Origin of the sequence: Sulfurimonas sp. HSL-1656 (assembly GCF_039645585.1) — a bacterium.
In the GTDB taxonomy this organism is placed as follows: domain Bacteria; phylum Campylobacterota; class Campylobacteria; order Campylobacterales; family Sulfurimonadaceae; genus Thiomicrolovo; species Thiomicrolovo subterrani.
In genome coordinates this window covers 1,934,776-1,953,663 of record NZ_CP147915.1, presented here as the reverse complement: position 1 = coordinate 1,953,663, position 18,888 = coordinate 1,934,776, and the positions used below count along the sequence as shown (strand labels likewise).

Sequence of the window (18,888 nt, the reverse complement as noted above, 5' to 3'; positions counted from 1 at the left end):
CTTGCGGGCATAATAGCATCTTAATTTTCCTTGATGGGACAGAGCATGCTTGATTTCGCAAAATTCACCAAATATTCCAGACCGGGACCGCGCTACACGAGCTACCCGACGGCACTGGAATTCAGCACCGACTTTGCTTACGACACCTACCTCGAAAAGCTGAAAGGGCAGGACAAGAACCGCCCCCTTTCGCTCTATTTCCATCTCCCTTTCTGCCGCAACGCATGCTATTTCTGCGGCTGTAATGTCGTCTTCACCTCCAAAGAGGATAAAAAGATCCGCTACATCGACTACCTCAAGCGCGAGATGGATATCCTCGCGCAGCACCTCGATACGTCGCGGGAGGTGATCCAGCTGCACTTCGGGGGCGGGACGCCGACCTTCTTCAGCGCCGCACAGCTCGACGAAATCATTACGGCCATCAAGGCCCACTTCCCGAACTTCGCCGCCGATGCCGAGGTGAGCTGCGAGATCGACCCGCGCCACATCGACGAGGCGCAGATGAAGGTGATGAGCGACGCCGGCTTCAACCGGGTGAGCTTCGGGATCCAGGACTTCAACGAGAAGGTCCAGGAAGCGGTGCACCGGGTCCAGCCCTACGACATTACGAAAAATGCGATGGACCTGGCGCGCAAATACAACATGGTCAGTGTCAACGTCGACCTCATTTACGGCCTGCCGCACCAGACACTGGCGACCTTCATGGAGACGCTGAAGCTCGCCGTGACGCTGAACCCCGACCGTTTCGCCGTTTTCAACTACGCGCATGTGCCGTGGCTCAAAAAGACGATGCGCAAGATCGACGAGACGACCCTGCCCAAGCCGGAAGCGAAGCTCTCCATTATGCAGCAGACGATCGATTTTATGGAAAACAACGGCTACCGTATGATCGGGATGGACCACTTCGCAAAACCCGAGGATGAGCTCTTCAAGGCGATTGAGAAGGGGGAGCTGCACCGCAACTTCCAGGGCTATACGACCAAGGGCGGGGCGGACCTCGTCGGCGTCGGCCTTACCTCCATCGGCGAGGGCGTCGACTACTACGCGCAGAACTTCAAGGAGATGGCCGCTTACGAAGCGGCGATCGATGCGGGCCAATTGCCATTTGAGCGCGGGGTTACCCACAGTGCCGATGACCTGATCCGCCAGCACGTCATCATGGAGCTGATGAGCAACTTCAAGCTCGACATCACCCGCTTCGAAGCGAAGTTCGGCGTGAAGTTCGACGAGTATTTCGCCGATGCACTGGAAGAGCTGCAGCCGATGGTCCACGAGGAGCTGCTGGAGATCGCCCCGGAGAAGATCGAGTGCTCCCCGACAGGCACGCTGCTGATCCGCAACATCGCGATGGCCTTTGACGCCTACATGAAAAAACACGCCGGCAGCAAGAAGACATTTTCGAAAACTGTCTGATTCGTATTAATGATCAAAAATATAAACGAATTGAAAAACATTCGCTAAAATTGCGCCATGACTAAACGGTATTCGGAAGAGATTTTCAATTTTACGGCCACGTCGGATGCATGTATCAAGTGCGGGAAGTGTATTCCCGTCTGTACGATCCACAACGTCAACGCGGACGAGGTCACGAGCCCCCGCGGTTTCATCGACCTGCTCGGTGCCTACGAGCGCGGCCAGCTGGAGCTGGACAAGACGGCCAAGGATATCTTCGAGAGCTGCTTCCTCTGTACCAACTGTACCGACGTCTGCCCCAAGTCCCTGCCCACCGACATGGTCATCGAGCAGGTACGCGCCGACATCGCGGACAAGTTCGGCATCGCCTGGTTCAAGAAGGCATTCTTCTTCCTGCTGCGCCACCGCCGCCTGATGGACTTCTTCATGAAGTCCGGCTACGCCTTCCAGACCTGCGGCTTCAAGATCAAGGAGCAGACCTCCTCCATGCAGCCGCGCTTCTCCCTGCCGCTGATCAAGAAAGAGCGCCTGCTGCCCTCCATGGGCAAAAAGTCCTTCCTGAACTCCTACCCGGAGATGACGAACAATGGCGGCAAGCGCAAAGTCGCCATCTTTATCGGCTGTCTGGCCAACTACAACTACACCGGCATCGGCAAATCGCTGATGGAGATCCTCGAAGTGCTGGAGATCGACGCCTTCATCCCCAAAAAGCAGCTCTGCTGCGGGGCACCGGCCTATTTCACGGGGGATTTCGCGACGGTAGACCACAACGCGAAGAAGAACATCGAGTACTTCGAGAGCTTCATCGACGAGGTCGAGGCGATCATCATCCCCGAAGCGACCTGCTCGGCGATGATCAAGATCGACTACGAGCACTTCTTCCACGACCAGCCGGAGTGGAAAGCACGGGCGCATAAGCTGAAAAACAAGGTCTTCATGGCGACGGAGTGGCTGGAGCAGAAGACGCACCTGAGTGAACTGCTCGCCTCAAAGGGACGGCGCGATCTCACCGTCACCTACCACGACCCCTGCCATGCCCGCAAAATGCAGGGGGTCTACCAGGAGCCGCGCAAACTGATCGGCCAGAGCTACGCCATCCAGGAGATGAGCGACCCCAATGCCTGCTGCGGTTTCGGCGGGGTGACGATGCAGACGGAGAAGTACCACTTCGCCGAAGCGGCGGGCAAGCCCAAAGCGGCGATGATCAAAGCCAGCGGGGCGCAGGTCGTCTCCGCGGAGTGTTCGGCCTGCCGGATGCAGATCAACAACGCCATGCACCAGGCCGACGTCGACACGGTCTTTAAAAACCCCATCGAGCTCATCGCGGAAGCCCTCGCCCCCAAGAAGGCTTGAGTCCCTCTGGGACGCTGACACTTTACTCACACACTTTTCGTACTATTTCGCTGATTTCATTCAAAGGAAACAGCATGAAGAAACTGATTGCAGCAGTATGTTTGACAGGTGCGCTGGCCTCCAGCGCGTTCGCCCACCACATGGCGGAGTATGAAGATGCGGGGATCTATATCCCGGACTGGTCACTGCACCTGTTGATGGAGTTCTTCTAAGCGGAAAAAGCCGCCATGGCTTTGAGGATAACCTGCCACACAATAGCCGTGGAGATCCCCGCAAGGACGCCGGCGAGCAGGTCGTCGCCCATGACCCCGATTCCCCCTTTTGCCTCACGGTCGATACGGCCGATCATCGACGGTTTCTTGATATCGTAAAGACGGAAAAAAGCGAATCCGAGCAGGCTCTGAATGACAAAGCCGTTTTCCCACTGCATTAACGCTTCCGGCGCGATCATGATGCCGGGTGCAATGGCCAGTGCCAGCCACATCCCTGCGAGCTCGTCGATCACGATACGCTGGTCGTCATGGGGATTGCCGGCCTGTTCGTGGGCGTCAATCGTTTTGACGGCGATCAGCGTGATGAGGATCGTCGCCAGGAAGAGGGTCTGCGGGCCCAGGAAGAGCAGAATGGCCATCCCTGCAGGCAAAGAGACCAGGGTGCCGACGGTGCCGGGGGCTTTGGGGGAGAGACCGCTGTAGCCTACGGTCAGAAACATCCAGTTGAGTTTCAAAGAGTGTCCTTTCAATGCCGTCTCAGGTCAGCGATGTCGTCTGGTAGAGTTCCATCAGTTTGATGTAGAAGTCGCGGTCGGTATGCTCTTCGAGCAGGCCGTTGACCGGCATGATGTCGTAGTAGAGCTTCTCGATGTTCTTGATGCGGCCCGGGAAGAGGCGGCAGAGCAGGATGGCGGAGATCTCCTTGCGCATCAGCACCGCCGGCGGCATCAGCCCTGTTTTGACGAGCTCCAGGATGGAGTCGGCGTGGTAGGAGATGTGGTGGTGGTTGCCGTGGGGGCAGGTCTGGGTGCTTACCAGTGTCTTGCACTCGTTGCAGTAGACGTATTCGCGCGCGATGGCGACCTCGATGTCGATGCCGTACATGCGGTCCTTGACGGATTGGTTGCTGTTGTGGTCGTAGTACATGCCGACGCCGGCATGGTTCTGGCCGATCATCAGACGGTCGCAGCCGAAGTTCTTCGCGACGATGGCATCGATGATCACCTCGTTGTAGCCCGCGAAGATGTAGCTGTACTCCAGCGGGATGATGACGACCCGGTTGCGGGGGAGGTAGTTCTCGACGAAGTAGGTGAGCGCCTGCTCCCGGATCTCGTAGCTGAGGTCCGCCGTGTTATAGGGTTTGAGCAGGAAGATGACGACGAGGTCGGTACTGTCCAGGGTCTGGCGGATAAGACGTTCATGGGCGCGGTGCAGGGGGTTGGCCGCCATCATGATCGCGGTCGTATGCTTCGCGCCGATACGCTGTTTGGCCTCTTCGATGTTTTGGAGAATCGGCGCGACCGGGTCGTTCAGCAGTGACAGCGCACCGCTGACGGCGCGTTTCCCCAAGCGCTTGAGGGTCGAGCTGACCCCGGGATGCGAGGGGTTGTCCGTCCCGTAGATGTGGCGGACACGCTCGTTGGGGTCGATCTCGTAGACTTCGTCGACCGTGATGGTTCCGGAGAGTTCACCGTCGACGAAGAGGTCGAGTGTCTCCCCCTGCTTGGCACCGCCGAGGACCTTTTCGTTGGTACTGCCGGCCGGGGCGAGAATGAACGGGAAAGGGAAGGTCGTGTCATCGAAACGGCCCGTGGAGAGGACCTGCTTCATCTGCGCTTCGTTCATCAGCTCCGTGACCGGCGAGAGCATGCCGGCTTTGAGGATGCTGAGGGCCGAGAGCGCTTCCTGGTCGAGGAAAAGGGCGCTATTTTTTCTTGATGATGCCATACTTTTTACGCTTCTCCCAGAGGCTTTTACGCGAGATTCCCAGTTTTTTGGAGAGTTCCGTATCGGGGAATTTATGCTGATAATTTAACACGATATATTTAACATAGTCCTCGATCGGGAGGATATCGCCCTGTTCGAAGACCGTGCTGTCACTTTTTATCTCAATTATCTGGACGCCTTCAACATCGACGGAATCGGTACTGGAGACGATGACGTTGCGCGCGTTGATGAGCTCGAGGAAGGGTTTGCGGTCGGCCTTCTTCAGCGACTGGAAATCGGTGATGTAGAGCAGGGCGGCCGCCGGCGCTTTGGAAATCTCGTTGAAAGCGCTGGAGTTGTCGAGGCTGATGTAGACGAGCTCCCGGCCGTTGGTTTTCGCATAATCGAAGGCGAAGCGGTCGGCGTATTTCTGGAAGTTCGAGGCGATGAAGACCGGTGGCGTGACGTTGTCGAGGTCCTGCGTGATCTTGACCCCCTTGAAGTGCTGGTCGAGGTAGCGTTTGTAGGTCTCGTTGGCCAGTTTGAGGCGGTTGAACTCCTGGAAATGTTCGATCTTCCTGATGAGCTCTTCGATCATGAAGGGCTTGAGAATGTAGTCTTTTGCCCCGGCGGCCAGCGGCTTGGTCACGGTGTCGTTGCTGATATACGAGACCATCAGGATCACGACGGCGTCGCGGAACGCTTCGATGACGGGGTAGATGTCCTGGCCGCTGATGTTGGTCGAGAGCAATACGACATCGTAGGCGACCCCTTTGAAAGCGTCCTGGATGGAACTGCTGATATCGCACTGGTAGCCCAGTTCACCCAGTTTGCTGGCGATGCTCTGTGCCAAATAGATCTCGTTCTCAATAATCAATACTCTCATAACTGTGTCCAATTTATATAATTTAAGGTAGCGGAGGCCATCACGGCGACCCCCTCTTTACGGCCGACGAAGCCGAGTTTTTCCGTCGTTGTCGCTTTGACGCTGACGCGCACGGGCGGGAGATCGAGAATGGCACCGAGCCGTTGCCGCATCGCTTCTTTATAAGGCGAGAGGCGCGGGGCCTGCGCCGCGATCGTGATGTCGGCGTTGACGATGCCGAAACCGTAGCGCTTCAGCCGCGTCACGACGGTGTCCAGCAGTTCGGCCGAATCGATCCCTTTGTAGGTGTCGTCCGTATCGGGAAAGAGCATCCCGATGTCCCCAAGGCCCGCGGCGCCGAGCAGGGCGTCGATGAGGGCGTGGATGGCGACGTCGCCGTCGCTGTGGGCTTTGAACCCGACGGGGTGGTCGATGGCCACGCCGCCGAGGACCATACTCCCTACGGTATCGAAGGCATGAACGTCAAAACCGTTGCCGGTCAACACGGTCGCCGCAGGTCCCTCGAAGCATGCCATGGCCTTCAGGTCGGCCAGCGTCGTCAGTTTTCGGGCCGCTTCATCCCCCTCGACAAAGTGGCGGCTGCCGCCGGCGGCGACGATGGCACTGCTCTCATCGGTATAGGTTTCATCGGTGGCCAGGGCCGTTTTGAGCACGTCCGTCTTGGAGAGCTGGGGGGTCTGGATGCGCAGCAGCGCGCCGCGGTCGATCGTCTCGCCGCGGAAGGTGACGGTATCATGGACGCCGAGGGCCGGTACGATGCAGTCCGCTTGATCCCGTGCCGCGATGAGGCGTGAAACAAGCGCCGTGTCGATGCAGCCGCGGGCGACGTCGGTGACCATGACGTAGGGGGTTTTGACCTCGGCCAGTGCATGGCGCAGGGAGGCCTGGCGGTCGCTGCCGCCGCTGACGACACGGTACGCACCGTGCAGGCGCATATAGTCGGCTTCATCGGGATGGGCGGTGATGATCACTTCTGCAAATTGTCCGCTCCGGATGAAACGATCGGTAACAAATTGCCACAGCGGTGCGTCGCCGATGCGAAGCCACTGTTTTTTCACTCCGCATTGAAACCGGCTTGAATCTCCGGCAGCTAGCAGGATAAGCGTTAAATCAGACAAAAATTATCCTCTTTACGGAAAAATGTTACGAAATTATACAGATGCAAAGCTTTTGTGATGCTTGTGTAGAATCGTAATACTTTTTCTTTTCAGGCTGGCGGTGCCAGCGGAAAATTGCGGCGGATAATGTATGATTCCACAAATAAGATTGCTGCAATTCGGAGTAAATTTCTCTTAATTTATTTTGAAAGATTGTCGCTCGTTCGATATGCCGTAGGCCTTTTTATCGGCGGTGACTATATTACGCCAAAGAATTGCTACAGGAGTTCGCTATGAGAACCTCATGGGTAGAGAAACGTAAGAACGATAAAGTCCGCACGCAGATGTATTATGCCAAGCAGGGCATTGTTACCGAAGAGATGGAGTACGTCGCCAAGATCGAGAATCTGTCGCCTGAACTGGTGCGTTCCGAGGTCGCCCGCGGCCGCATGATCATCCCGGCCAACGTCAACCACACCAACCTTGAACCGATGGCCATCGGGATTGCTGCGACCTGCAAGATCAACGCGAACATCGGTTCCTCGGCGATCGCCTCGGATGTCCAGGGCGAGATCGAGAAGGTCCAGGTTTCCCAACATTATAAAGCGGATACGGCGATGGACCTCTCCACCGGCGGCGACCTCGACGAGATCCGCAAAGCGGTCATCGCCAACTCCAAGATCCCCATCGGGACCGTGCCGATCTACCAGATCCTGCACGACGTCAACAACAAGATCGAAGACCTCACCATCGAGAAGATGCTCGAGGTGCTTGAGCGCCAGGCGCAGCAGGGGGTAAGCTACTTCACCATCCACGCGGGCTTCCTGCTCGAGACGATGCCGAAGGTCGCCAAGCGCAAAATGGGGATCGTCAGCCGCGGCGGTTCGCTGATGGCGGCATGGATGATGCACTACCACCGCGAGAACCCGTTTTACACGGCGTTCGACGAGATCCTGGACATCTGTGCGCGCCACGACGTCTCCCTCTCCCTGGGCGACTCGCTGCGCCCGGGCTGTCTGGCGGATGCCAGCGACGACGCCCAGCTGGGCGAACTGAAAGTCCTGGGGGAACTGACCCTGCGCGCCTGGGAGAAAAACGTCCAGGTGATGATCGAGGGGCCGGGGCACGTGCCGCTCAACCAGATCGAGCGCAACATGAAGCTGCAGCGCGAGCTCTGCCACGAGGCACCTTTTTACATCCTCGGGCCGCTCGTTACCGACATCGCGGCGGGATACGACCACATCTCCTCTGCGATCGGCGCGGCGGTCGGCGGCTGGCACGGGGCGTCCATGCTCTGTTACGTTACGCCCAAAGAGCACCTGGGGCTGCCGAACGCGGAAGATGTCCGCGAAGGGATCATCGCCTACAAGATCGCGGCGCACGCGGCGGACATCGCCCGCGGCCGTAAAGGGGCGCGCGATATTGATGATGAGATGAGCGACGCGCGCTACACCTTCGACTGGGAGAAGCAGTTCGAACTGGCCCTGGACTCCGAACGGGCACGCGAGTACCACGACGAGACCCTGCCGCAGGACGTCTTCAAAGAGGCGGAGTTCTGCTCCATGTGCGGACCGAAGTTCTGCTCGTACAAGATCACGCAGAACATCATGGAAAACCCAGAAGCTATCGAAGCCATCGCCAGAGAAGCGGCGGCGGCACAGCACTAAATTTTAAAAGGAAACAGTTATGACAGAAGAAATTGTAAAATCGGCATTGTCTAACGTGACGTACCCGGGCTTTACGAAAGATATCGTGACCTTCGGATTCGTTAAAGAGGTCACGATTAACGGCAACGACGTCGCCGTCACGGTCGATATCACTTCCAGCGCGCCGGAAGTGGCGCAGCAGATCACGGACGAAGCGACGGCGGAACTCAAACGCGCCGGTGCGGGGATCGTAGAGATCAAGATAACGGCACCGAAAATGCCGCGCGAAAGCTCCTCCAAGGGCAAGAACATCGCGCCGCAGGTGAAAAACTTCATCATGGTCAGCTCCGGCAAGGGCGGCGTCGGCAAATCGACCAGCTCCGTCAACCTGGCGATCGCGCTGGCGATGCAGGGCAAGAAAGTCGGTCTGCTCGATGCGGACATCTACGGGCCGAACATCCCCCGTATGCTCGGTGTCGAAGAGGTCAAGCCGGAGATCCAGGGCAACAAGGTCCTGCCGCTCAAAGCCTACGGTATCGAGATGATGTCCATGGGCTCCCTGATGGAAGAGGGGCAGTCGCTCATCTGGCGCGGGGCGATGATCATGAAGGCGATCGAACAGTTCCTGCGCGACATTCTCTGGTCCGAGCTGGACTGTCTCGTCATCGATATGCCCCCGGGCACGGGTGACGCACAGCTGACCCTGGCACAGAGCGTCCCCGTCACGCTTGGCGTCACGGTCACGACACCGCAGACGGTCTCCCTGGACGACTCACGCCGTTCACTTGACATGTTCAAGAAACTGCACATCCCGATCGGCGGTATCGTCGAGAACATGAGCGGCTTCATCGCGCCGGATACGGGTGTCGAATACGACATTTTCGGCAAAGGTACGACAGCACCTCTCGCGAAGGAGTTCGGTACGCATATTCTCGCCGAGATCCCGATCGAGCCGGCGGTCCGCATCGGCGGTGACGAAGGGAAACCTGTCACCTATGCGAAACCGGAATCCGAAACGGCGAAGCGCTATATGAAAGCGGCCGAGGATATCTGGGCGCAGATCGAAAAGATCAACGAAGAGGGCGGCGTCGACAACATGGCGATCCAGCCGAACACCCCTCCGGGCGTTTCCGCCTGCTCCACGGCGGCGGCGCCGAAACAGAGCGAGCAGAGCAGCGGCGAAAGCTGCGGCACAGGCTGCGGCTGCCACTAAAACGGTGCCTTTACGGCACCAACCCCTTTCACAATCCATAACGTTTTTCCTCGGCTTAGCTTCTTTTTACACTCCATAGTCTATAATCCACCACTATATATAACGTGATGATGGAGTACCGATGCCCCTGCGATTGTTGACGATTATGACGGCTGTTTCGCTTTTTTTGCTCAGCGGATGCAGTATGAAGGAGTACCGTCTGTTCCAGGACGACAATCTCTCCGACGAAACGACGGCGGTTTCAGCGGCGGAGTACCGTGACGAGATGGTGTTCGAGAATATCATTGCACCGAACGACCGTGTGGCGGTGATGGTCTATAACCAGTCCTCAACGGATTCGCGGCAGATGACCTCCATGGTGAGCAGCCGCGGCGGCATGAGCGGTGCTTCATCCGCAGGCAGGGACGAGACGCTGGGACTTCTGGTCACCCAGGAGGGGACGGTCCGGCTGCCGCTTATCGGGCGCCAGAAGATCACGGGGATGACGGAGGATGAGGCCGCCAACTTCCTGATCACGCAGTACCAGAAGTATCTGCGTAACCCCTATGTCACTGTCGAGATTATGAACCAGCGTATCTTTGTGCTCGGCGAAGTGAAAGATCCGGGCGTCGTCCCGGTCACCAATGGGATGATGAATCTGATTGAAGCGCTTGCACGTTCGAATGACCTGACCGACTACGCCGACCGGACGAGTATCAAGATTATCCGCGGTGACCTCCGCGCTCCGGATGTGCGCGTGGTCGATCTGACGCAGATGTCGGCGATCCGCCTCACTAGCCTCTACCTCAAACCCAACGATATCGTCTATGTCCAGCCGCGGGCGATGAAAGGCTATAACATGGCCTTTAACGAGATTGCACCGCCGTTCCAGCTTCTTTCATCTATTCTACAGCCTTTCGTCAATATCGTTTATCTGCAAAAAGCTTTGGAGTAGTCTGAATGAACAACACCCCCGTAACCCCCGTCGAAGAGGACGAGATCGACCTCAAGGCGATCTTTTCGACGCTGTACCGGTATAAGATTTCAATTATTCTGATCGCGCTGCTCTCTTTTATGCTGGCGGCAGCCTATGCCTATTTCAAACCGAGTGTCTATACGGCTTCGACGTCGATCGAGCTGCAGGCCCAGCGCTACTGGGGCGGCCAGACCACGGACTTTATGACGCAGGCGTTCGGCGGCGGTTCGACAAACCTCGACAACGAACAGCTGGTACTGCAGTCACGCTTCCTGGCGCAAAAGGCGCTGAGCTACCTCGATATCGGTACGCGTTACTATACGACCCGCGGCTACCGCGAGGTCGAGCTCTACCGTGAAGCGCCCTTTATCGTCAATATACAATACATTGATGAGCGTGCCTACGGGTTGATGATGGAGCTGGTGCCCCTTGACACAGAACATTTTGAACTGAGGATCGACCCGCCTTCGCAATGGACGGTCCGCGGTATCCTGCGCCGCATCGGTCTGCTTGAGCCGCTCAAAGAGACGCCGATCACCTACAGCGGCGAGCATACCTTCGGGGAGACGATTGCCACACCGTGGTTCAAGCTGCAGGTCCGTCGTATTGCGGAAATGGGAACGAAACCCTACCGCTTCAGCGTGATGCCGAACGAGGAGATGTGGGGGATGGTCCAGGGCGGGATCACGACGAGTCTGCCCACCAAAATGGGCTCGATCCTGCTGATCAGCTACCAGGATAACAGTCCGCTCCGTGCCAAAGAGGTGGTCAACGCCGTAGCCCAGGCCTACCTGGACCAGGAGATCGAGCGTAAAACGGCGGAGGCGGACCATACCCTGGCTTTCATCGACGGCCAGCTCGATGCGATTAACAAGGCGCTGCAGTCATCGCAGAAGAACCTTGAGCGCTTCAAGCAGAGCAACATTGTCGTCGATATTTCGGAAAAAGCGACGCTGATGGCTGAAAAGCTCAGCGATTACGAGAGCAAACTGCAGGAACTCGATATCCAGCAGAACGTGCTTTCAAACCTGCAGGAGTACATCAGCAGCAATGATGACATCTCCGGGATCGCGCTGGGGGCAGAGGGGTTCGCGAACGAGAACCTGATGCAGATGATCGCCGAGCTCAAAAAGAAAACGGTCGAACGCAATGCCCTGCTGGTGGAGTATACACCGCTGCACCCCGATGTCGTCAAGCTTTCGGAGTCCATCAGCTCCCTGCGCCGTTCGATCATGTACACCCTCGACAGCACGCTCGCCGTGATCGTGCAGCGCAAACAGTCCCTGAACAAGATCATCAGTGATTACAAGCGCTCCCTCGAGGCGCTGCCGGTGCAGGAGCAGCGGCTGGCCAACCTGACGCGCTCGACGATGGTCAATGAAAAGATTTACGAATTCCTGCTTGAAAAACGGGCGGAGACAGCGATCCTGCGCTCTTCCACCGTCTCGAAAACCCGGGTGATCGACAAAGCGATGGTACCGGCGGTACCGACCAAGCCGAAACGTTCGCTGATTGCCGTCGTCGGCCTGATCCTGGGACTCATCGGGGGGATTGCGCTTGCGTTCCTGCGCGAATTCATTGACAATACGGTCAAAAGCAAAGAAGATATTGAACAGCTGACCACGATACCGCTGTACGGGATGATCCCGACGGTCAAAGGCAAAAAGTTTAATTCCATCTTCTTCGAGGCGTTCCGGGCCCTGCGTACGAACCTGGAGTTTATGCGCAGCGATACGCCTTACAAAACGATTGCGGTCACCTCGACGGTATCGGGAGAAGGGAAGACGACGGTTGCCTCGAACCTCGCAGCGATCCTGGCCAAAGGCGGGAAAAAAGTCGTCGTTCTCGACCTTGATATGCGGCGGGCGAAACTGAGCGAATACTTTGACCTCGGGAATGAAAAAGGACTCAGTACCCTGCTCAGCCACCGCCACACCCTGGACGAAGTACTGCAGCACTCGGAGCAGGACGGTGTCGATGTTATTGCCGCCGGGCCGGTCCCGCCGAACCCGTCGGAACTCATCATGTCCGAGCATGCCGAAACGCTGATCAATACCCTGCGGGAACGCTACGACCATGTCATCCTGGATACGCCGCCGGTGGGTCTGGTGACCGATGCCGCGATCCTGATGCACCGTGCGGATGCCTCTTTGCTCGTGGCGCGCTACGGCTATTCGAAAAAAGAGTTTGTCCGGGGGCTTGACCGCCTGATTAAAGACCACAAGATCGAGCATGTCGGCCTCGTCTTTAACGGGGTGAACCTTGAGAAGAACTATGGCTACGGTTACGGTTACGGCTATAAGTACGGCGGGGACAAATACTATTCGTAAGCACAGCGCCTAGAGGGCGTTGTTGAGGAGGGTGTTGTTCCGCTGCACCTTGGCGACAATGTCCGCATGCAGCGTTTTGGTGAGGGCTTCGATATGGCGACGGTGGTGGGTGTCGGATCCCAGGTAGGTGATCCAGCCTTCGTCCATCAGCCGCCGCGCGGCTTTCTGTACCGGCTTGGAGTAGTAGCCCCCCAGTGAGTTGATGTTGACCTGGAAACGCACCCCTTTTTCTTTGAGGCGGGGATAGGCCTCTTCATCCTTGTGCATATAAAGGTAACGCTCCGGGTGGGCGAGTACCGGCTGGTAACCGCGGCTTTGGAGCTCGAAAATAATGGTGTCGAGGTCGATGGGGGGAATGACGTAAGAGAGCTCGAAGAGCACCTCATTCTTCCCGAAGGTGAGCAGCTCCTCCTTCTCGATCAGTTCACGGAAATGCTCGTCGACATAATACTCGGAGGCCGCGTCGATACTCACGGGGATACCTTCGGCATCGACCGCACTGCGAAGGGTGTCGAGTCCGCGCAGGATGATGTCACGGGAGTTTGGGAAGCGGTGCATCATGATATGCGGGGTCGTAATCAGGCGGCGATACCCCAGATCGTAGAGGGAGCGCACGAGGTTGAGTGACGTCTCTAAGTCTTTGGCCCCGTCGTCGATCCCGGGGACGAGATGCGAATGCAGGTCGGTCGTCAGGGGTTCGGAGCTGTGTTTTTCGGGCCGTAACAGGCGTTTTAGTCTCGCGTACATCGCGCAATCATAGCAGAAGCATATTAATACTTTTGTAATACTTTTCGGTTAGGATTCGGTATGGCACGTTCCCCGCAGGCATTTCTGGTTTCACTGTCACTGCACCTCACAATCGGGATTGTATTGCTCATCGTCGTTTTGCCGAAAATTCCGATGTCGGTCTCGGCGGAAGCCCCCCATTACTGCCTTTCATTGTCACGGGTGGCCCCGAAACTGCCGCCGAAAAAGAGCGAACAGGCTGTGACCCCGGCACCTGCCGCGGTCAAGCCTGCCCCAGTTAAGAAAAAAGCGCCCGAGAAGGTCGTAAAGCGCCCGGAAATCGTCAGACCGGCGGTCGTCCTGAAGACCCCCGCGGTCAAAGCGCTGCCGGTTGTCAAAGAGGAACCGGCACCGGTCATCGAAGAGACGCTGCCCGAGACAGCGATGGAAGTGATGACTGAAACGGAACCGGTAGCTGCGGCCGAGGGGGAGAGCCAAACCGAAGCCCCCACTGCTGCACAGACCGGTGCGGATGAGAGCGCCTCCGTACAGAGCAGTGAGAGTTATATGAACGAGCACCTGGCCATTATCGCGCAGCTGCTGCAGCGGCACCTCTACTACCCGCGTATGGCACGCAAGCGCCATATCGAGGGGGAGGTTGTCGCCAGTTTCCGTGTGGAGCCGGACGGCAGCGTCCACGACGTCACGATTCAGAAACATGCCCGGGAGATCCTTGACCGGGCGGCCATCCGAACGATCACGTCGCTTGCAGGCCGTCTGCCGCATCCCCGGCACGCCTTGACGCTGAATGTCCCGATCCGCTTTGTGCTCAAATAAATCCGCGAAATGTTAGAATAAAGTATCGATTAAGAATTCAAGGATTTCAATGAAAACCCATACGCTTTTAATGCCTTTGGACATGCACCTCCACCTCCGCGACGGGGTAATGCTCGAGACGGTCGCCCCGCTCAGCGCCTACAGCTTCAGCGGCGCCGTCGTGATGCCGAACCTGGTCCCGCCGGTCACGTCCAAAGAGGATGTCCAGGCCTATAAAGAGCGTATTTTTTCAGCCCTCGGTACCCCCCTCACCGACGAGGACGACATGTTCGAAACGACCAATGCCGACTATTTCGAGCCGTTGATGACCCTGTTCTACCAGCACTATGAGCGCGAATTCCTCGAAGAGGTACGTGATGACATCTTTGCGATCAAGCTCTACCCCGCAGGGATCACGACGAACTCCGAAGGCGGTGTCAGCCGTTTTGACCTCGATGCCATGCGCCCGACCCTCGAGGCGATGAGCGCATTGGGTATTCCGCTGCTGATCCACGGCGAGACCGACGGTTTCGTTATGGACCGCGAAGCGGAATTTATGAGCATTTACGAGATGCTCGCCTCCAACTTCCCCGACCTCAAAATCGTGATGGAACACATTACGACGAAGGCGGCCGTCGATATGCTGGACAAATATCCCAACCTCTACGCGACGATCACGCTGCACCACCTCCTTATCACCCTTGATGACGTCGCCGGCGGTCTGATGCGGCCGCACCTCTTCTGCAAACCGATCGCGAAACGTCCCGAGGACCGCGAAGCGCTGCTCGGCGTCGCGCTTGAAGCCCATCCGAAGGTGATGTTCGGCTCCGACTCCGCGCCGCACCCTCAGCATAAAAAAGAGGCCTGCGGCTGCGCCGCCGGCGTCTTTACGGCACCCATCGCGCTGCAGGCGCTGTGCGAGCTCTTTGACCACTACGGCAAGCTCGATAACCTGCAGGCCTTCATCAGCGACAACGCCCAGAGTATCTACGGCATCTGTCCCGAGTTCAAAGAGGTAACCCTCTCCGACACCCCCTTCACCGTTCCGGCCAAATACGGCGACGTCGTTCCGATGTTCGCCGGTGAGACGATTGGCTGGAGTATCGAAGACGTGCTATGACGACGGCCAGCATCCTCCTGCTTGAAGACGACCTTCTGCTGGGCGAGACGCTCGGCGATCTGCTGGAGGATGAGGGCTACCGTGTGCGCTGGTGCCGCAATGGCCAGGAAGCGCTCGATGTGACGTTTGAAGAGAGCTTCGATCTCTACCTCCTCGACATCAACGTGCCGCAGGTCGACGGACTGACCCTGCTTTCCGAACTGCGCTCGGCGGCCGATACGACGCCGTCGATCTTTCTGACGTCGCATAAAGAAAAAGAGAAGCGTAAAGAGGGCTTCACCGCGGGGGCGGACGACTACCTGACCAAACCCTTTGACAACGACGAGCTGCTCTGGCGGATCACGGCGCTGCTGCGCCGAAGCGGGCGTCTCGACGGCCTGTGCAACGGGCGGCTCTGCCATGACGCGGAACACCACACGGTTCTCTTCGACGGTAACGCCCTGGAACTGACACGCAAAGAGTATGACCTGCTGACCCTGCTGATGCGCCACTGCAACAAGACCGTCACGAAGGCGATGATTGAGGAGGTGCTCTGGAGCGCCGGCGAATCAGGGAGCGAAGGGGCCGTGCGCGTCTACATCAACCGCATCAAACAGCTCATCGGCGCGGAGATGATCGAAAATATCCGTGGGGTGGGGTACCGCCTTGTTTCGTAACTTCTTTTTGGCAATAGCCTTCTTCTACGTGGTCTCGGTGCTGACGATAGTCGCCGGAGTGTTTGTGCTGCAGCTGCAGTTCCAGATCTTCTCCATCGTGGCGCTGCTTTTTATCGCTCTGCCGTTTGCGCTGCTGCTGGGCTGGATGTTTTCCAAGATCGCGATCGAACCGCTGATCAGCCACTTCGAGACCCTGGAGCGATTCTCAAAAGAGACGCTGCACGAGCTCAACATCCCGGTCAGTACGATCAAGACGAACGCCCAGATGCTCGAGAAAGGGTGCACGGATGAAAAGTCGCGCAAACGGATCGGCCGTATCGCCTCGGCGTGCGAACTCCTGGAGGCCCGTTACGACGAACTGGACTACCTGATCAAAAGCCAAATGCAAAAGGAGCGGATCGACACCGTTGCGATCGCCCCGCTGCTGCAGGAGCGCTGCGAGGCGCTGCAGGAGATCTACCCCGGCGTATCGCTGGTGTGCGATTTAGAGCCCATTAGTCTGAAACTCGATAGAATGGGCTTCATCAAAGTCGTGGACAACCTGATCGACAATGCGGTCAAAAACTCCCCCGGCGGGACAACAATCAGCCTGAACCTGAAAGCCAGACGCCTTGAGATCCGGGACGAGGGACGCGGCATGGATGAGGTCGAGCTCTTCAAGGTGTTCGACCGGTACTATCAGAGCGATGACTCCCTCCCCGGGTACGGGATCGGGCTCGACCTCGTCAAACGCTACTGCGACCGGCACAAGATCGGGCTCAGTATCGATTCGGCGCCGGGACAGGGGACGACGGTAACACTTAATTTAGCGGAGGTAGCAGAAGATGCAGGGTAATTGGTTGGAGTTGGCGGAACAGTTGTTGGATTACGGAGTGATGGGCACATTGCTTTTGATGAGTGTGGTTGCCCTGTGGCTCTTTATTGAACGGCTGATGTATTACAGAGGCGTCGATGTCAACGCCTATGACAACAAAGAACTGCTGGAGCTCGATCTCAGCGACAACCTCTCGACGATTTCTGCCATCGGGGCCAATGCGCCCTATGTCGGCCTGCTGGGGACGATCCTGGGGATCATGATCACCTTTTACGGTCTCGGTGAGATCGGTACGGTCGATACGAAAAAAGTCATGACGGGGCTGGCGCTGGCGCTGAAGGCGACCGGCTTCGGTATCCTCGTCGCGATCCCTTCCATCGTCTTCTACACGGCGCTGCTGCGCAAGATGGAGCGGCTGCTCACCTACTGGGACGTCAACACGCAAAAAGGGAACCGGTAGGATGCAGCGTAAACGCTTTGACCAGATCAATGTCATCCCGCTGATCGACATCCTGCTCGTGCTTTTGGTCATGGTCGTGACGACCGCTACATTCATCAAACAGGGAATCCTTCCCGTGGAACTGCCCGATGCCAAGTCCGCGGACAAGAAAGAGGAGCAGAAAGAGATTGATGTTTACGTGACCAAGGACGGGAAATACCACCTGGACAAGACACCCATCAGCGTCGCGGAGCTGGAAAAACGCATTTCAGAGATTCCCAAGGATCAGACGGTGGTGCTGCGCAGCGACAAAGACGCGACCTTCCAGAACTTCGTGACGGTCATGGACCTGCTTAAGAAGTACAACCACGAGCAGCTTTATATCGTGACGAAAGAGTAGGGCGGCAAGACGATGGCGGAAAAACCAAAAAGCAGACCGCAGGGGGCGAAACCGGGACAGGCCAAGTCCTCCCCTGCAAAAGCCGGTGGCAAACCGAAGCCAAAAAGCCAGAAACCGGTGGCACTCTTCACGGCACCGGGTTGCAAATGGTGTACGACGGCCAAGAAGTACCTCAAGGACAAAGGCATAAGGTTCCGTACCTTCGACATCTCCACAAACAACCAGGCGGCGAAGGACTGTCTCAAACACGGCTGCCGCGGCGTCCCGGTCGTGCTGATCGGCAACCGCTGGATCTGCGGCTTCGACCAGAAGACGATCGACAAAGAGCTGGGGCTTTCGTAATCGTCCGGATGAGCGACACGACAGAAAGTATGGAAAACGTTCTACCGGATGCGTTCCGCCGGGAACACTGGGACAGCCTTTTCAGATCCAAAACATATACCGACGTCCTGTGGCATCAAACCACTCCTGCCAAATCACTTGCACAGATTGAAACCTTCGCGCAACCGGATGACGCTGTCATCGACGTGGGGTGCGGCGCCTCGTTACTGGTCGACTATCTTATTGGGAAGGGGTACCGGAACCTCTCTCTATTGGATGCGTCCGAAGTGTCACTGCAGATTGTCCGGGAGCGTTTGGCGTCGGATGCCAACATCCCTGAATATATCTGTTCGGATATCGTCAATTTCAACCCGCCGCGTCAGTTTCATGTCTGGCATGACAGGGCGATGTTCCATTTCCTGCTGGACGCAACAGAGCGCCGGAAGTATTTTGAGGTGATGCAGGCCGCTCTGCTCCCGGGCGGCACCGCCATCATCAACACCTTTGCCGCGGATGGCGAAATCGAGTGTGCGGGGTTGAGTACGATGCGGTATGACCGGAAGAGGATAGAGGAAGAACTGCCAGAAGGCCTGGAGCTCGTCGATACTGAAACCTTTGTTCATACAACGCCGAAGCACACGGCACAAAACTACGCAGCTTTCTATATCAGAAAAATGGCTTGAGCATTTAATGGTTGTATAGGATCGGAATACCAAAAGGGCACGATTCGGGCACACTTTAAATGTATTGATTTTGAAGGTTCTGTAAATAGGGAGTTTTTGGA

Annotated in this window: 20 protein-coding genes; 15 read left to right on the top strand and 5 right to left on the bottom strand. The window is 57.2% G+C overall.

Annotated features, from left to right (window positions below):
* The first annotated feature begins 45 nt into the window (after positions 1–45).
* The 3 genes from hemN to WCX49_RS10160 all read left to right on the top strand — a co-directional run bounded on the left by hemN (position 46) and on the right by WCX49_RS10160 (position 2,978).
* Positions 46–1,413, top strand: coding sequence for an oxygen-independent coproporphyrinogen III oxidase (gene hemN, locus WCX49_RS10170; protein ID WP_345984976.1), 1,368 nt, complete (start codon positions 46–48; stop codon positions 1,411–1,413).
* 57 nt (positions 1,414–1,470) lie between these two features.
* A complete protein-coding gene (locus WCX49_RS10165) occupies positions 1,471–2,766 on the top strand; it encodes a (Fe-S)-binding protein (protein ID WP_345984975.1) in 1,296 nt (431 codons plus the stop codon).
* Positions 2,767–2,840: 74 nt separating this feature from the next.
* Positions 2,841–2,978: a hypothetical protein gene (locus WCX49_RS10160; RefSeq protein WP_345984974.1), complete on the top strand. Its 138-nt coding sequence runs from the start codon at positions 2,841–2,843 to the stop codon at positions 2,976–2,978.
* On the opposite strand, the gene WCX49_RS10155 is transcribed toward WCX49_RS10160, so the two are convergent.
* From WCX49_RS10155 to WCX49_RS10140, 4 genes are read right to left on the bottom strand one after another with little or no spacing between them, the layout of a single operon-like run.
* On the bottom strand, positions 2,975–3,478 hold the full coding sequence (locus WCX49_RS10155; protein ID WP_345986805.1) for a phosphatidylglycerophosphatase A: 504 nt from the start codon (positions 3,476–3,478) through the stop codon (positions 2,975–2,977). The genes WCX49_RS10160 and WCX49_RS10155 overlap by 4 nt on opposite strands.
* Positions 3,479–3,515: 37 nt before the next feature.
* Positions 3,516–4,706 (bottom strand): sulfate adenylyltransferase, encoded by a 1,191-nt coding sequence (locus WCX49_RS10150; protein WP_345984973.1) that lies wholly within the window; start codon positions 4,704–4,706, stop codon positions 3,516–3,518.
* Entirely contained in the window at positions 4,684–5,571 is an 888-nt protein-coding gene (locus WCX49_RS10145; protein ID WP_345984972.1) for a response regulator, read from the bottom strand. The genes WCX49_RS10150 and WCX49_RS10145 overlap by 23 nt, the downstream gene beginning before the upstream one ends.
* Positions 5,568–6,629: a bifunctional 2-C-methyl-D-erythritol 4-phosphate cytidylyltransferase/2-C-methyl-D-erythritol 2,4-cyclodiphosphate synthase gene (locus WCX49_RS10140; RefSeq protein ID WP_345984971.1), complete on the bottom strand. Its 1,062-nt coding sequence runs from the start codon at positions 6,627–6,629 to the stop codon at positions 5,568–5,570. The genes WCX49_RS10145 and WCX49_RS10140 overlap by 4 nt, the downstream gene beginning before the upstream one ends.
* A gap of 332 nt (positions 6,630–6,961) precedes the next feature.
* On the opposite strand from WCX49_RS10140, the gene thiC reads away from it, so the two are divergent.
* The 4 genes from thiC to WCX49_RS10120 all read left to right on the top strand — a co-directional run bounded on the left by thiC (position 6,962) and on the right by WCX49_RS10120 (position 12,812).
* Positions 6,962–8,335: a phosphomethylpyrimidine synthase ThiC gene (gene thiC, locus WCX49_RS10135; protein WP_345984970.1), complete on the top strand. Its 1,374-nt coding sequence runs from the start codon at positions 6,962–6,964 to the stop codon at positions 8,333–8,335.
* Between the two features lie 19 nt (positions 8,336–8,354).
* Positions 8,355–9,527, top strand: coding sequence for an Mrp/NBP35 family ATP-binding protein (locus WCX49_RS10130; RefSeq protein ID WP_345984969.1), 1,173 nt, complete (start codon positions 8,355–8,357; stop codon positions 9,525–9,527).
* A gap of 121 nt (positions 9,528–9,648) precedes the next feature.
* Positions 9,649–10,461, top strand: coding sequence for a polysaccharide biosynthesis/export family protein (locus WCX49_RS10125; RefSeq protein ID WP_345984968.1), 813 nt, complete (start codon positions 9,649–9,651; stop codon positions 10,459–10,461).
* A 5-nt stretch (positions 10,462–10,466) separates the two neighbouring features.
* The gene (locus WCX49_RS10120; RefSeq protein WP_345984967.1) at positions 10,467–12,812 is read left to right on the top strand and encodes a polysaccharide biosynthesis tyrosine autokinase; all 2,346 of its coding nucleotides are present in this window, start codon (positions 10,467–10,469) and stop codon (positions 12,810–12,812) included.
* Between the two features lie 9 nt (positions 12,813–12,821).
* Here WCX49_RS10120 and WCX49_RS10115 read toward each other — a convergent pair whose 3' ends face one another.
* Positions 12,822–13,559, bottom strand: coding sequence for a CpsB/CapC family capsule biosynthesis tyrosine phosphatase (locus WCX49_RS10115; RefSeq protein WP_345984966.1), 738 nt, complete (start codon positions 13,557–13,559; stop codon positions 12,822–12,824).
* Between the two features lie 60 nt (positions 13,560–13,619).
* Here WCX49_RS10115 and WCX49_RS10110 point away from each other — a divergent pair, with 60 nt between their 5' ends.
* The 8 genes from WCX49_RS10110 to WCX49_RS10075 are packed head-to-tail and all read left to right on the top strand — an operon-like array spanning position 13,620 to position 18,787.
* Complete coding sequence (locus WCX49_RS10110) at positions 13,620–14,375, top strand: TonB family protein (protein WP_345984965.1); 756 nt, start codon at positions 13,620–13,622, stop codon at positions 14,373–14,375.
* Between the two features lie 49 nt (positions 14,376–14,424).
* The gene (gene pyrC, locus WCX49_RS10105) at positions 14,425–15,474 is read left to right on the top strand and encodes a dihydroorotase (RefSeq protein WP_345984964.1); all 1,050 of its coding nucleotides are present in this window, start codon (positions 14,425–14,427) and stop codon (positions 15,472–15,474) included.
* Complete coding sequence (locus tag WCX49_RS10100; protein ID WP_345984963.1) at positions 15,471–16,130, top strand: response regulator transcription factor; 660 nt, start codon at positions 15,471–15,473, stop codon at positions 16,128–16,130. The genes pyrC and WCX49_RS10100 overlap by 4 nt, the downstream gene beginning before the upstream one ends.
* A gap of 7 nt (positions 16,131–16,137) precedes the next feature.
* The gene (locus tag WCX49_RS10095; RefSeq protein ID WP_345984962.1) at positions 16,138–16,965 is read left to right on the top strand and encodes a HAMP domain-containing sensor histidine kinase; all 828 of its coding nucleotides are present in this window, start codon (positions 16,138–16,140) and stop codon (positions 16,963–16,965) included.
* Entirely contained in the window at positions 16,955–17,404 is a 450-nt protein-coding gene (gene exbB / locus WCX49_RS10090; RefSeq protein WP_345984961.1) for a TonB-system energizer ExbB, read from the top strand. The genes WCX49_RS10095 and exbB overlap by 11 nt, the downstream gene beginning before the upstream one ends.
* Position 17,405: 1 nt before the next feature.
* Positions 17,406–17,783, top strand: a complete 378-nt coding sequence (locus WCX49_RS10085) for a biopolymer transporter ExbD (RefSeq protein WP_345984960.1) — start codon at positions 17,406–17,408, stop codon at positions 17,781–17,783.
* A gap of 12 nt (positions 17,784–17,795) precedes the next feature.
* Positions 17,796–18,125, top strand: coding sequence for a glutaredoxin domain-containing protein (locus WCX49_RS10080; protein WP_345984959.1), 330 nt, complete (start codon positions 17,796–17,798; stop codon positions 18,123–18,125).
* 8 nt (positions 18,126–18,133) lie between these two features.
* A complete protein-coding gene (locus WCX49_RS10075) occupies positions 18,134–18,787 on the top strand; it encodes a class I SAM-dependent methyltransferase (protein ID WP_345984958.1) in 654 nt (217 codons plus the stop codon).
* The last annotated feature ends 101 nt before the right edge of the window (positions 18,788–18,888 follow it).

Excerpts from the sequence above, each read along its gene's own strand:
- WCX49_RS10145 (WP_345984972.1), bottom strand. The coding sequence starts at position 5,571 with ATGAGAGTATTGATTATTGAGAACGAGATCTATTTGGCACAGAGCATC.
- hemN (WP_345984976.1), top strand. The coding sequence starts at position 46 with ATGCTTGATTTCGCAAAATTCACCAAATATTCCAGACCGGGACCGCGC.
- WCX49_RS10110 (WP_345984965.1), top strand. The coding sequence starts at position 13,620 with ATGGCACGTTCCCCGCAGGCATTTCTGGTTTCACTGTCACTGCACCTC.
- pyrC (WP_345984964.1), top strand. The coding sequence starts at position 14,425 with ATGAAAACCCATACGCTTTTAATGCCTTTGGACATGCACCTCCACCTC.
- WCX49_RS10080 (WP_345984959.1), top strand. The coding sequence starts at position 17,796 with ATGGCGGAAAAACCAAAAAGCAGACCGCAGGGGGCGAAACCGGGACAG.
- WCX49_RS10130 (WP_345984969.1), top strand. The coding sequence starts at position 8,355 with ATGACAGAAGAAATTGTAAAATCGGCATTGTCTAACGTGACGTACCCG.
- WCX49_RS10125 (WP_345984968.1), top strand. The coding sequence starts at position 9,649 with ATGCCCCTGCGATTGTTGACGATTATGACGGCTGTTTCGCTTTTTTTG.
- WCX49_RS10115 (WP_345984966.1), bottom strand. The coding sequence starts at position 13,559 with ATGTACGCGAGACTAAAACGCCTGTTACGGCCCGAAAAACACAGCTCC.
- WCX49_RS10165 (WP_345984975.1), top strand. The coding sequence starts at position 1,471 with ATGACTAAACGGTATTCGGAAGAGATTTTCAATTTTACGGCCACGTCG.
- WCX49_RS10155 (WP_345986805.1), bottom strand. The coding sequence starts at position 3,478 with ATGTTTCTGACCGTAGGCTACAGCGGTCTCTCCCCCAAAGCCCCCGGC.
- exbB (WP_345984961.1), top strand. The coding sequence starts at position 16,955 with ATGCAGGGTAATTGGTTGGAGTTGGCGGAACAGTTGTTGGATTACGGA.
- WCX49_RS10150 (WP_345984973.1), bottom strand. The coding sequence starts at position 4,706 with ATGGCATCATCAAGAAAAAATAGCGCCCTTTTCCTCGACCAGGAAGCG.
- WCX49_RS10085 (WP_345984960.1), top strand. The coding sequence starts at position 17,406 with ATGCAGCGTAAACGCTTTGACCAGATCAATGTCATCCCGCTGATCGAC.
- thiC (WP_345984970.1), top strand. The coding sequence starts at position 6,962 with ATGAGAACCTCATGGGTAGAGAAACGTAAGAACGATAAAGTCCGCACG.
- WCX49_RS10160 (WP_345984974.1), top strand. The coding sequence starts at position 2,841 with ATGAAGAAACTGATTGCAGCAGTATGTTTGACAGGTGCGCTGGCCTCC.
- WCX49_RS10100 (WP_345984963.1), top strand. The coding sequence starts at position 15,471 with ATGACGACGGCCAGCATCCTCCTGCTTGAAGACGACCTTCTGCTGGGC.
- WCX49_RS10120 (WP_345984967.1), top strand. The coding sequence starts at position 10,467 with ATGAACAACACCCCCGTAACCCCCGTCGAAGAGGACGAGATCGACCTC.
- WCX49_RS10075 (WP_345984958.1), top strand. The coding sequence starts at position 18,134 with ATGAGCGACACGACAGAAAGTATGGAAAACGTTCTACCGGATGCGTTC.